The 12,156-nt window shown below is 57.2% G+C and carries 13 protein-coding genes; all 13 read right to left on the reverse strand.

From position 1 onward, the window contains the following. Positions 1-121: 121 nt before the first annotated feature. Complete coding sequence (locus L370_RS12180; RefSeq protein ID WP_023334401.1) at positions 122-1,078, reverse strand: Csu type fimbrial protein; 957 nt, start codon at positions 1,076-1,078, stop codon at positions 122-124. Continuing rightward, the gene (locus L370_RS12175; protein ID WP_255344009.1) at positions 1,069-3,360 is read right to left on the reverse strand and encodes a fimbria/pilus outer membrane usher protein; all 2,292 of its coding nucleotides are present in this window, start codon (positions 3,358-3,360) and stop codon (positions 1,069-1,071) included. Before L370_RS12175 ends, L370_RS12180 begins: the two co-directional genes overlap by 10 nt. Beyond that, a complete protein-coding gene (locus tag L370_RS12170; protein WP_032666563.1) occupies positions 3,281-4,057 on the reverse strand; it encodes a fimbrial biogenesis chaperone in 777 nt (258 codons plus the stop codon). The genes L370_RS12175 and L370_RS12170 overlap by 80 nt, the downstream gene beginning before the upstream one ends. 2 nt (positions 4,058-4,059) lie before the next feature. Beyond that, complete coding sequence (locus L370_RS12165) at positions 4,060-4,557, reverse strand: Csu type fimbrial protein (RefSeq protein WP_023334404.1); 498 nt, start codon at positions 4,555-4,557, stop codon at positions 4,060-4,062. Positions 4,558-4,589: 32 nt separating this feature from the next. Next, positions 4,590-5,132: a helix-turn-helix transcriptional regulator gene (locus L370_RS12160; protein ID WP_023334405.1), complete on the reverse strand. Its 543-nt coding sequence runs from the start codon at positions 5,130-5,132 to the stop codon at positions 4,590-4,592. Then, positions 5,129-5,767 carry an EAL domain-containing protein gene (locus tag L370_RS12155; protein WP_032642676.1) on the reverse strand — a complete coding sequence of 213 codons (639 nt, stop codon included), beginning with the start codon at positions 5,765-5,767 and terminating at the stop codon, positions 5,129-5,131. Before L370_RS12155 ends, L370_RS12160 begins: the two co-directional genes overlap by 4 nt. A 179-nt stretch (positions 5,768-5,946) precedes the next feature. Next, entirely contained in the window at positions 5,947-8,238 is a 2,292-nt protein-coding gene (gene opgB, locus L370_RS12150) for a phosphatidylglycerol--membrane-oligosaccharide glycerophosphotransferase (RefSeq protein WP_023334407.1), read from the reverse strand. Positions 8,239-8,508: 270 nt separating this feature from the next. Then, positions 8,509-8,991, reverse strand: coding sequence for a YjjA family protein (locus tag L370_RS12145; RefSeq protein ID WP_081706856.1), 483 nt, complete (start codon positions 8,989-8,991; stop codon positions 8,509-8,511). 84 nt (positions 8,992-9,075) lie between these two features. Then, positions 9,076-9,813, reverse strand: a complete 738-nt coding sequence (dnaC, locus tag L370_RS12140; protein ID WP_023334409.1) for a DNA replication protein DnaC — start codon at positions 9,811-9,813, stop codon at positions 9,076-9,078. Further along, a complete protein-coding gene (gene dnaT / locus L370_RS12135; RefSeq protein ID WP_023334410.1) occupies positions 9,810-10,355 on the reverse strand; it encodes a primosomal protein DnaT in 546 nt (181 codons plus the stop codon). The genes dnaC and dnaT overlap by 4 nt, the downstream gene beginning before the upstream one ends. 148 nt (positions 10,356-10,503) lie before the next feature. After that, positions 10,504-10,932: an organic hydroperoxide resistance protein gene (locus L370_RS12130; RefSeq protein ID WP_023334411.1), complete on the reverse strand. Its 429-nt coding sequence runs from the start codon at positions 10,930-10,932 to the stop codon at positions 10,504-10,506. A gap of 83 nt (positions 10,933-11,015) precedes the next feature. Then, positions 11,016-11,468, reverse strand: a complete 453-nt coding sequence (locus tag L370_RS12125; RefSeq protein WP_023334412.1) for a MarR family winged helix-turn-helix transcriptional regulator — start codon at positions 11,466-11,468, stop codon at positions 11,016-11,018. A gap of 41 nt (positions 11,469-11,509) precedes the next feature. Further along, entirely contained in the window at positions 11,510-12,151 is a 642-nt protein-coding gene (locus L370_RS12120; RefSeq protein WP_023334413.1) for a TetR/AcrR family transcriptional regulator, read from the reverse strand. Positions 12,152-12,156 lie beyond the last annotated feature (5 nt).

Genomic DNA, 12,156 nt, shown 5'->3' on the forward strand with positions numbered 1-12,156 from the left:
GTTGTAATACAGACAGAGATAACAAATAAAAAGAGAAGGTTTATGCCTTCCGGGCAGCACTGCTGGTTATTTTAACGCCACTGTTACCGATAACATTGATCCAGACAGGATTTTGGGTGGTTTAATAAGTCAGCGTGATAATCACGTCATCAATAAATTCCCCGGTACCGGTTAGCGGCTGTGCCGGGACTTCGCCGTAAACGGTGTAGTTCTGGGTGCCGCCAGCGGGATGGGTGACCTGCAGCGCATCGCCGCTGCTTTGATCCCCCCAGCGTTGCGTGGCCGCCTCATCCTGCCAGAGCCCGTAGCGCAGGCACTGGCCCTCGTTGTTGCAGAGCTGACGCTGATTACCGCTGGCATGGTTGCCTTTGCCCATGGCAAGGGTGAACGCGGTTCCGGCCGGACAGCGCGTGGTGAGGGTGGCGGTGGATCGCGTCGGGCGCAGGGTCGCGGTGCTGGTCAGGGTGCCGAAGTTAAGCGGAGTTACGCGCTCGATGTAGCATCCCTGGCTGATTTCGGCCTGCGCGTTGGTGCCGCCCTGCACCTGCTCTCCCTCTGCGGAACCGTCCGAGCAGTTTTGCAGCGCATCCTGACGCATGGCGCTGTGCCAGGCGATGCGCAGATTCATGTTGTAGTTGTAATAGTGGTAGGCCGGAAGCTGGCTTTGCCCTGCCGGAATGGTAGCGATAAGCGGAAAGGTACCGCTGACGTTGGCATTGCTTTCCGCGGCCAGGGTCTGCTGAATCAGGTTCCCGCTGCCGGCAGGTCCCAGCTCCTGAGCGCGCGCTGCGCCGTTAAGCAGGCGGAAGAGGAGGGTGTACTGTTTCCCCTCCTGGTCCCCCGGCGAGATCATCTCAAAGGGCGGGGCGTCTACGCTGCTCAGGCAGACGTTGATATATTCCGTCCTGCCCTCGTTGTCGGCCTGGCAGCTAAATTTTACCTCGGTGTTGACGGAGGTGGTATTGCCCGCCACGACGTTGCCAAAGTTAATGGCGGGCGTTGAGGTTATCCAGCAGGCTGCCGCCATCGCCTTCACGGACAGGACGAGCAGCAATAATAACGGCGCTCTTAATGACACAGTTGTTCTCCGATATTCTGTATTGATGACGCGGTACGCGGCGACGGAAGCGTGACCCGGCACTCCCACTCACCGGTCTTCACCACCAGTTCACCCGGCAGGGGCGGATCTTCAAGCCAGATAAAGCCGTCGCGTCCTACGATGGTCGCACCCTGCGGCGTTGACACGACGCTGCCCAGCGGGAGCGGCCTGCGGCGGCTGTCGACCAGTCGGGCCTGAACCGTGACGGCGTGATGGACGTTAAAATCGACTTTTACCGCGCTGCTGTTGCCCGGTCTGGCATGCATGTCGGTGACGGGAGCGATCACATCGGCAGGCAGATCGAGCGGGTTAATGCTGATTTTGCTGTTGTGGTAACGCGGCAGGTCGGTCAGCAGGAGATAACCATCCTCATCCGTTTCACCGGCTGGGCGGTTTTCCAGCATCACCGGTACGTGCCCGATACCGCGCGTAGAGACCAGTGCCAGGCCCTGCTCGCTGTTGCGCAAGGCGTGCAGGCTATTATCCAGCAGCGTCAGGCTGCCTTCGGCTGAGGCATACTGATTACCTACGTTAGCGCCTTGCTCCAGCCCCACATGCCACTCTCCGGCGTGGCCCAGATAGCCCACGTCAGCATACTTTTCCCGGCGTTCACCAACGCTTTGCCCCAGCTGCCATGACCAGCCGCCGGTCCGATCGTCTGGCTGATGGCGATAGTCCATGCGCGGCGAGTCCTGGCTGGCCTGGAGAGAGAGGGTGTCCTGGCGGCCCAGCGGGAGAGAGAGCATAAGCTGAACGTTGCTCGACGCGTCCGTAAACGAGCGGGTATAGCTCAGCGTGGCGGAGAGATGCGCCGGTAAAAAAACGGACCAGGAGGCGTTGAGATAGCGTTGTTTGTTACCCTTAATATCTTGTTGTACCCAGCCCACGCCTGGCGTACCGACGTGGGAGAATGAATGGCTTAGCCACACGCTATCGCTGCGCCTGACGGGCACTGCACCGCCCATGCGGGCATTATCGGCGAAGGCGGCATCGGTACGCACGGTGCTGGCAGAAATGCCCGTCCCGCCGCCGTTCCACTGCCAGCCAAGGCCCCACTGCATTCCCTGACCGTAGGGGCTGTCGCTCGCCGCGACGTGCTGGCTGATAATGCCTGCGTCGGGGGATATCAACCAGTCAACGCCTGTCCCGAGATGGCGAAGTTTACGCTGCTGCTCCGTGTGCAGCGCCAGCGTCAGGTGGTTATTGACCCCATAGCGCCAGCCGGCGTCGAGCATCGGCGACGCGGCGTAGTCGTCGGAGCGCTGGGCGTAGTTTTGCCGCATCCAGCCGATATCCAGCGAGCCGCTGCTGAGCCCTTCGGCCAGCATTCCCGGTGCGCCGTACACGTCGAGCTGTACGGTGCGACGCTGGCCGTTGATGTCGGTAATGACCACCTGTGCCTGCCCGCTTCCGGTGAAGGCCGGCAGAGTATCCAGCGTAAACGCCCCCGGCGTCACGCGCTGGCTGCTCTGCTTAAGGCCGTCGATATACAAATCGACCGTGGAAGGCAGCACGGCCGTGTCGCTGTAGCGGCTGCGCGGTTCAGTATTAAGCTGCGGATCGAGTTCAAAATTACGCGCCCAGTGCAGCCCGCCAAAGCGCACCTGCCGGCTCCAGCGGGTGCCGGTGGTGATGCTGTCGCCCAGCGCAAGGGTAGTCAGCGAATCGGTGTTGTCCCACTGCCAGCGGGTTTCGAGACGCGTGTGGGCAGGTCGACCGGCGCTGTTTTCCTCACCGGCATGGCTTGAAAAGCTGCTGCTGAACGTTCCGGGCAGCAGCCCGGACGCGGTCAGCTGGGTCTGGGCATTCAGCTGGCGTTTACCCTGCGCATCGCTGGCGTAAAGGGCGTAGCCGAGCGTAAACGCGCTGATGGGCTGGGCCTCAGGATAGGCGTACTGCGGGGACGATTTTTCGAACGTCAGATGCTGCTCTCCGGCGAGCGCCTTTGCCTCGGCCGTAATCGCCACCTGCTGGGCAAGCAGGTCGATATCAACCTTCAGGCCCGGCAGGGCCGTGAGTTCTACCCATCCGCCGCGATGGTCCGGGGCGCGGAGCCCCAGTTTTTTGATATCGCTGTCGCTCATCCACAGCGCATCGTCCACCACCCGGCAGGCCCACAGATCCCCTTGCGGGGCGTGATTCACGGTGATGGCCAGCCATTGTACGGTGTTGGCGGGTCCTTCAGTGCGGGCTGACAGCATCAGCGGTAGCCAAAGCAGGAGCGCGAGAAGCGAGCGGGCGCAGGGGTATCTGGCTGGCATGGTGGTCATCGTTGAGGAAGACGCGTAACGCGCTGAGCGTATGGCGTGACGCTTGCTTAAGTTTCACAAGGGCGGTCTGTCCCGGCAGTACATAGCCCGCCAGTCCTTTAACCGATCCCGCAACCTGCCCACTGGCCGTCAGGGCCTCAAGATGGCTCAGGCGAATATGGCTTTTTCCGGCGTTATAGCAGCGGATCGTCGCCGGGCTGTCCGCCTGTTCACAGCTCAGGGCATCGTGGCCGACGGGGGTATTCTGGGGTCCGGCAATGAATACTGGGATCGAATAGCGCAGCAGGAAGTGCACCGCATTGGGATTGGCGGCACGGGACGTGGCGTCCGGCAGTTCATCGATGACCAGCCGGTAACTTTGCTCCTGTGTATGGATGCCAGGCTGCATGACGATAATGCGCACCAGCTGCTGCTGGCCCGGCGCCAGCGCGGTCATCGCCGGGCTGCTGACGACCTCATTGGTGGCGACTAAGACATCCTGACCGTTTTTCTGGGTCCATTCGTACACCCGTATCTGCGCATGAATGGCCGCTTTCCCAGTGTTGCTGAGGGTGACCGCTGTTGCTCTTTGACCGCTTTGCAGATCGAGCGTGACGGGCGCCACCTGCAGCGTGGCGGCCAGCGCGTAGCGTGACAGCAGCGTCAGCATCATGAGCCACAGAATGAGGCAGGGAAGATAGCGACGCACGATCAGTACACCAGGTTTAAGGTGATGTCGTCGCTGTAGGCGCCTGCCTGTGCGGTCGTCAGGGCGCCTGCGTCAATCACGCCATAGAGCGTCTCTTTCTGCTCCTGACCGTTGCCGGTGTCGGTTAGCCCATCGGTGCTGGTGATTTGCGTCTGTTTGCCCTCGTCAGCAAAGAGTTTCCAGGCAATCTTCTGTGCGCCCGTTTCACCGTTTTCCGGCTTCAGCCAGAAGGTGCCGTTCTCGCTGCTGTCGTTGCTGGTGGCGGAGAGAGTGAACGGGGTACCGTTGGTACAGACAATATCGACCTGCGTACTGGCCTGTATTTCGCTTGATTCATCCGAGCCGTGGCGCGCGAAATTGAGGTCGTTGGCTTTGAGGGTGCACGACTTCACGACCTCAAGTGAGACGTGCATCGTCGCGCTTGCGGTACTGTCTGCGGCGATCGCGGCGGCAGGAAGCAGGAGAGCGGAACAACATACAGCAGTGGTGATAATTTTCATGATCTTATTTCCTGACGTGAGTAACAATGCAATTACAAAGAGAATGACTGAGCGTCCAGCAGGCAGAGTTTTCGATGGAATTCCGCCAGGCTGTGACAGCAAAATTTGTTCATCGCGTTACGCTTGTGGGTGTAGATCGTTTTAGGTGACTTATTGAGAATTTTTGCGATACGAACCGGGCTGAATCCTTTATGTAACAGCATGCAAACCCGCATCTCCTGATACGAGAGCGTGGCGGCGTTTTCGAAGGAAAATGTCGTGTCGCTAAAGCAGCGGCTCAGCTGCGCAAGAGACAGGTTGTCCGCCACCACTTTGACCCGCTCGCTGCGCAGCCAGGCGTTAATGTCGCTGACCCAGGCCGCATCCGTAAAAATCAGCCAGTTCTGTGCGACGGACGCGCTGTGCAGCCGTTCCTGAAGGAGGGTAAGCCCTTGCGGATCAACGCTGTTGATCCAATACATCTCAGGACGGGGTGTAACAGCCATCGAAATCATCGACTGGAGGCCAAGCCATAAAAACGCATTGCCGCTCAGAACGATGACCTGATAGCCAGCATTAGGAATGAAGGGCGTCATTTTTTGCCCCACAGATAGCCCTGGCCGTAGTCGGCCACGCTGGCACGGGCCAGCGCGAAATCCCCTGCGGTTTCGATGCCTTCTATCAGCACCTTGCTGGCGACGCGCTTGCACTGGCGGGTGAGATGCAGGAACTTCGCCTGCTCGATGCGTCCGCTCCAGAAGGTATGTTTATCTATTTTGACGCCGCAGAAGCGGATCTGGCTGGTCAGAAGATCGGGAAGAATGTCTTCGCAGACATCGTCAGCCCACACTTCGATCCCCCACTGATGGAGCGTCGCGATGCATATCCGCAGAGCCCGGCTTTGCGTGTCGTCGAGCTGTACCAGCGTATGGAGGTCGGTGACCTCGATAGCAAGCCTCTCCGGGCAGGGGGTCTCTTCTTTTAGCCTGTCGAGGAAGTCCGTTTCCAGCAGCAAATCCGATGTTGCGTTGAGATAATACTTGTCGCCCGCCTCGCAATACATGGCATGACGAAGCTGCGCAAAGAAGTGCGCCTTACGCTGCGTCGAGGACATCGCGCTAAAATAGTCTTCAAGATCGACGTGGGGCTTTGCCGTGGACAATACCTCCCAGGCAATCACATTTTCGCTGCGCAGTGCCCGGATGGATTCGAACTTATAGCCGGTTAGCATGATAAAAGTGCGTAATGCTCCGTGGTAACTTATGGAGCTGCACATGTTATGGATTTGTCTTTTTGCGGGATATTTATAAATTAAACTGGCTTATATAAAGTGTTTTTGTCTAATTTATAATGATTTTATAGAATTATTTATTTCCATAAGTGCCCGGCAGAATGCCGGGCACGTGCGCGTTAGCCTTGCGTACCGACGATTTTGATTTCGACCATGCCAATCCCGATCTCGCGCGGTGAGTGTCCAAGGATATTCCCTTCATTCGTCGACTGCGGGTCTGGCGGCACAATCACCAGCGTATTGCTGCGCGATGGGTTGTCAAAATGCAGCGTGTGCGTAGACACATCGTTCCCGAGCGTCAGCGTCTGCTCCCGATCGCCCACGCGCACCGGCACGGGCTTGTTGGCGTTAGGGCCATACGCTCTGGCGGTGATCACCAGGTCGAACCGTTCCGGCAGGGGATGGGCGTACTCAATTTTCACCTCGTTGCCCAGCTGCGCGTTGGACCATCGCCCCCAGGACTCCGGCCGCGAGATGCCGCTAAACTGCTTCACTTCTTCCGGCGCGCCGGCCACGTTAAAGATAAAGCTGTCTGCCTTATAGCGAATATCGTTATCGACGATTTTGAGCATGTCGACGTTACGCTGATAGCGCGCGGTATCAATCACCGTATCTTTAAACGCGGTTTTGCCTTTCCACTGGGCTTTATCCACATGCTGCACGGTTTGCTCCCCGCCAAGCTGCCCCTGAGAGACGCACCAGTCGGTAGAAAGCGCCAGTGGCTGCGACCAGAGTTGGCCCATCTTGTAACACCTGTCGACCCAGACGAAATTATCGCGTGGCGCAAAATCGGCCAGCTGATAGCGCAGCGGCGCGGAGTACTCGCTTTCCGGCAGCGGCTCAACGCGACCCTCCGACACGCGCACCAGCAGCGGCAGACGGAAGTTGCTGCCCGAGAAGGCAATCGTGTTTTTATCCCCATTGACGGTGAAGTCCTTCATCTCTTTCGGGAAGTTCCAGAGGCGGATGATGTCTGGCTTCCAGGCGAGGATTTTTTCCTTCATGTTGAGGAACACTTCCGACAGGGATTGCCCCGACAGCGTGCTGCGGCCCAGGCCAATAAAGTTGTCGCCGCCCAGAATGTCCAGCACGGTTGCGCCGTTATCCATGGAGTTGCGTTTGGTGGCAATCACCTCCTGCTGCGGCTGATCGCCTCGCAGGACGAAGAACAGATTGCTGCGATCCTGCTTGTTGAGCTGATCCCAGGCGCTGTTTTTCATCGCCAGATGGTCAGACGAGACGACGATGACGGTGTTTTTGAACCAGGGCGAGGCTTTGATTTTCTCGACCAGCGCGGCAATGTGCTCCTGGCTGCAGGTAACGGCGCTGAAAGACTTGTTGTTTTTGCCGTCAACGTCATAGCTTTTGCGCTTGCAGCTGCGCGAGACGAACCCGTCCGGGTGGTGGGTGTCCACCGTCAGCGCAAAGAGGGAGAAGCGCTTGCCCGCGCGGGAAAGCTCCTCGAATTTCTTCCACGTTTCGTCGAGTACCGTATCGTCATAGAAGCCCCAGTCGTTACGATAGCTCGGATCGGCAACCGTCGTTTTTAACTCTTCTGAGCCATACAGGTGGTCAAAACCGTGGGATTTCAGGAACACGTCTTTTCCGGCAAAGCGCAGGTTTGCCCCCTGCATAAAATAGTTTTCGTAGCCGGAGTTTTTCAGGATATCGCCGAGGCAAATATTCTGCGGGAAGAACGTCGACATTGAGGCTGAGGCGTTACCTTCAAAAGGCGCGAACAGCGGGATACCGCACTGGGAGGCAACCATCCCGGCAATCGTATAATCCGTGCCGGGCAGCTGCACGGTGTGGCTGAAATCAAGACCTTCATTTTTCAGCGCACCCAGGTCTGGCGTCAGGTTCGGGAAGGCATCGTTATCAAAGTACGTGCGTTCCAGACTTTCACCGTAGATGTAGACCAGGTTGAGCTTCGGGTTGGCGATCGTTTTTGACGGTTCTTTGTAGTAAGCCACAAAATCAGGATCGCCGTCGCGCGACTGGGATTTCACCAGCTCGGTGATCTGATGGAACGCCGGACTGGCGTCGACGGAGGCCAGCGCCAGGAATAATGCCAGCAGGCTGTAGCCATGATGGTGCGGAAGATGGCGACGGCGGCGCAGCACCCAGGCCAGCGCGCCAAAAATCGTCACCAGCGCGACAATAAGGCCGAGCCCCGGAAGAATGTACTTGCCCACACCCGCGCCCGTCAGGCTGTTCGTCAGCGTGTAGAGCACCGCATCGTTAATACCGTCACCGGTAAAGTAATCGCTGGCATATAAGGTAATGTTTAAAATAATAAAAATGCCGAGCACCACCAGCGTGGCGATAAACCACCAGGTGTGACGGCCGGCTTTCCAGGCGTAAACGCCGACAGAAGCCAGAAAAAGGATAAGAGACAGGAATTCAGACAACAGCATATCCTCAAAACGCCAGATGATTCGCTGGCTAACTGTTTATTTTTTGGGTGATACAATGTAATTGCGATGTCGTTCAGCTGCAATTTTAGTGTCACGAAAGTGTGCTGTTGTTAGGATTTGGTTTAGAAAATCGTTTTTATGAAGATGGACACATCCTGACAAACGGACGCTGAGACGGTGGCAACCTGGAAAAACGCTCGTTTAGCGCCGCGCTGCAAGACTATCGCATTAAACGCGGCGTGTTGTGGCAGAAAATGGGGTGGATCAGGAGAGGAAATTAACGCCTTGTTTCAGCACCAGATCGCAGGCTTTGGTTTTCACCTGTTTTGCCAGGGAAGAGTTGCCGAGGGTGCTCAGGTTCAGCTGCTGGCCGTTTTGCGCGTTAAGCAGGCCCTGAATGCCGTCCATATAGTTGGTGTCCGCTTTCTGCTCCTGGGTATCCAGACCCAGTTTACCCAGCACCTGGTTTTTCACGTTTTGCGCGTCGGTCACGGAGGCCAGCTTTTGCTTCGCGCAATATTCCAGAATCCCCGCCGCGTTGTTCATCGTGCCCGCGCTGAGGCTCTGGGAGCTGTTGCCCAGCAGGCTGGTGAGGGAAGAGGCGGAAAGTCCACCCTGAGAGCTGCTGCTCTCTTTGCTCAGCTCATTTGCCGCGCTTGACAGGGATTCCTGCCAGGACGCCGCTTGCGCTGCGCCGGTCACCAGCAGCGCGCCTAAAAAGGTGCTGATTAGAATGTCTTTTTTCATCATGGTTCTCTCAAAAAGGTCCGTTTTGGGGCGGATGGGGTTCCAGTATATACCTGTACCCGACCGGCGATTCCTGGAACTGTCTTAATACTCTTTGCCGGTGACGCGGCTGCGGTAACTTTCCCAGTCGAAGATGACGTACAGACTGTTACCCAGCTTCATGCGATCCATGACGCGTTCCCCCAGCAGGCGGGTCATCTCGTCGATATTGTGGTTCGTCAGCATGCCGGTGGGGCGCTTGGACGAAGAGCGGCGATCGACAATCTGGTTGATGATCACTTTTTCATAGCGGGATTCCGTCTGAACGCCAATCTCGTCGATGACCAGTAAATCCACATTGCTCAGATCGTTAAGCAGCTGTTCTTCGCTGGTTTCGCGGTTGCTGAAGGTGTCTTTCATCGCGGACATGATATCGGCCACGGTGATGATAAGCACCGATTTACCCCGCAGAAGCAGCTCGTTGCAGATGGCGGCTGCCAGGTGGTTTTTTCCGGTGCCCGGCTTGCCGCTAAAGATGAAGCTGGCAATATTGCCGTCGAATTCATCCACGTATTGACGGGCGGCCGCAAGGGCGTTCATCTGCCCGTTGGTTTCGACTTTATAGTTATCGAACGAGCAGTTCTGGTGCAGGGGACGGATACCGGAACGGTTAAAGGTGCGTTGCATTTTCATCGCCCGGTTTTCCCTGGCGAGCGCGGCGGCGCGGATCTCACCTTGCTCTTTTTGCCACGCCAGCAGCTCTTCACCCGTGGTGAAAGCGGGCTTCACGTTGGCAGGCATCATTTTTTGCAGACGTTTCATCAGGTCGCCGACGTTCTTCATTTCGCACCTCGGAATCCGCTGGGGATCTGTTTATCCGGTTCTGAAAACGCGTTGATATCGCGTTTGGGCTGGCCGTTGTTGCCGGCGCGGGTAATTTGAAGATGACGCGCAAGCTTTTGCTGCCACTGAATGTGGGTAAAGACTTTACCTTCCGCCTGCCACCAGGCGGTAAACGCGGCAAGCTCTTCCGCGGTGGCCGGTTGGGTTAACGCTATGCCCCACAGCGCCGCCTGCCGCTGAAAATCCGCATCCGGCTGCCAGCCCGCGTACAGGGCAAATTTCCCCATCGGAACGGTCGCGGGGACGTTGACCGGTTCATCAAAGAACTGGTTGTCCAGCGCGACATCGCTCGCCGGGCGTGACAGTTGCGCTTCGATCTCCAGAAGCTGTGCCAGACGTTCCGGCGTGATTGCGTAAAACGCCGGCGCGTTGTCGGCAAAAACCGCAACCGTGCCGCCTTCGGCGTGGGTCAACACCCCGCGTGGGTCGCGCATAAAGGCATCAATGCCAGCAATGCTGGTGGTCAGAATTCTGGAGGACATAACGCTTACTCTACTGATTACTACGGGCGTGATATGGGGTTATGGTAGCACAGAGAGGGGAAAGGGAAGGAGGGGATTTCCCCGGCGGCGTTGCGCTTACCGGGGCTATAGTCGTAGGCCTGATAAGCGCAGCGCCATCAGGCATTTATCACGCGATGATATTCAGGGTCACGTCGATGTTGCCGCGGGTCGCGTTAGAGTACGGGCAAACAATGTGTGCCGCGTCGACCAGCTTTTTGGCTTCCGTAGGATCCATACCCTCAACGTGGATGTTCAGTTTCGCTTCGATACCAAAACCGGTTGGCAGCGGGCCAATACCCACTTCGCCTTCAATAAAGGCCTCTTTTGGCAGGGTAAATTTGTCGCGCGCCGCCACAAACTTCATCGCGCCCAGGAAGCAGGCAGAGTAGCCGGCAGCAAACAGCTGCTCAGGGTTCGTTACTTCTCCCCCCATGCCGCCCATCTCTTTTGGCACGCCCAGTTTTACGTCCAGTACGCCATCGGAAGAGGTGGCACGACCGTCACGGCCACCGGTTGCTTTGGCTTTGGCGGTATAAACAACTTTTTCTAAAGACATGGCAGGTTCCTCATCTTGCTTAAGTGTGTGCTATTAAATAGCGTGCGATATATATGGGTAATAATCACGCGTAAAGTATAGCCTTACGCGCGGTGTAGCTGTTGTCGCAAAAGTTCGAGCTGCTGTTTGAGCGCCAGCAGGGTGTCGGTATCACACTGCGCTGCGCAACCCACCGCATGGGGGATACCCAATGCCTGCTGCTGCAGTTCACGTCCCGCTTCGCTCAGGGTGACGGCGACCTGACGTTCGTCCCGGCGCGAACGGTGACGGTTGATTAACCCGGCACTTTCCAGCCGTTTCAACAGCGGCGTCAGGGTCGCAGAGTCCAGAAACAGCCGTTCTCCGATGTCCGACACCGTCATGTCATCCTGCTCCCACAGTACCAGCATCACCAGGTATTGCGGGTAGGTCAGGTTCAGCGGTGCCAGCAGTTGCCGGTACAGCTTATTGAGCGCCAGGTTTGCCGAATAGAGGGCAAAGCAGAGCTGGTTATCCAGCTTGAGCGCAGCGGTTGCGTCGTTCGTTTTCGCGTTCATGAAATGAATATAGATAGTGCGCGATTTAATTGCAAGCAATTTTATGGACAGGTGTAGCGGAGCGCTACCTGAACGGCCATTTTGCGATAGTGCTGGCGCTGAGCCTGTTCGTCCGCACCGTCTTCAAACAGGAGCGTGAAGGTGTAGCTGTTGGCAACGTAGTGAAAGCTGAAGCTGCTTATCAGGCGGTGAAGATCGCGGGCGTCAACCGTCTGGCTGAAGAGCTGTTTTTCTTTGCCCCGGCGCAGGATCTCCTCCAGCAGGTCGAGCGCGCTGCGGTTGACCTGGCGAAGATAGCTCGACTGCTGCATAAAGCGACCACGCTGCATGTTTTCCATGCAGATAATCCGAATGTAGTCGGGATGGTCGGCATGATAGTCAAAGGTGGCTTCAACCAGGTCGACCAGCGCTTCGACAGGGGGCATTCCCGCCAGGCTTAGCGCTTTTTCACTGGCGCGAATCTGGGTGTAAACATGTTCCAGTACCAGGAGATAGAGGTTCTCTTTATTCTTAAAATGGTAAACCACCATGCGTTTGGTGGTACCCGCTTTCTCCGCGATCTGCTCCATGCGGGCACCATTCAGTCCATACTCGGCAAAAAGCGCGATGGCGCTCTGAAAAATTTTCTCTTTCAGGCTGGATTCTTCGCCGTGCTCGGGGTGTTCGCTGCCAGGGTTAGCCACATCCT

The organism is Enterobacter sp. MGH 24, assembly GCF_000493015.1.
Taxonomy (GTDB): domain Bacteria; phylum Pseudomonadota; class Gammaproteobacteria; order Enterobacterales; family Enterobacteriaceae; genus Enterobacter.

Bases quoted from the DNA above. Each gene is read 5' to 3' on its own strand.
- L370_RS12175 (WP_255344009.1), bottom strand. From the start codon at position 3,360: ATGCCAGCCAGATACCCCTGCGCCCGCTCGCTTCTCGCGCTCCTGCTT.
- L370_RS12165 (WP_023334404.1), bottom strand. From the start codon at position 4,557: ATGAAAATTATCACCACTGCTGTATGTTGTTCCGCTCTCCTGCTTCCT.
- L370_RS12160 (WP_023334405.1), bottom strand. From the start codon at position 5,132: ATGACGCCCTTCATTCCTAATGCTGGCTATCAGGTCATCGTTCTGAGC.
- L370_RS12155 (WP_032642676.1), bottom strand. From the start codon at position 5,767: ATGCTAACCGGCTATAAGTTCGAATCCATCCGGGCACTGCGCAGCGAA.
- L370_RS12145 (WP_081706856.1), bottom strand. From the start codon at position 8,991: ATGAAAAAAGACATTCTAATCAGCACCTTTTTAGGCGCGCTGCTGGTG.
- dnaC (WP_023334409.1), bottom strand. From the start codon at position 9,813: ATGAAGAACGTCGGCGACCTGATGAAACGTCTGCAAAAAATGATGCCT.
- dnaT (WP_023334410.1), bottom strand. From the start codon at position 10,355: ATGTCCTCCAGAATTCTGACCACCAGCATTGCTGGCATTGATGCCTTT.
- L370_RS12130 (WP_023334411.1), bottom strand. From the start codon at position 10,932: ATGTCTTTAGAAAAAGTTGTTTATACCGCCAAAGCCAAAGCAACCGGT.
- L370_RS12125 (WP_023334412.1), bottom strand. From the start codon at position 11,468: ATGAACGCGAAAACGAACGACGCAACCGCTGCGCTCAAGCTGGATAAC.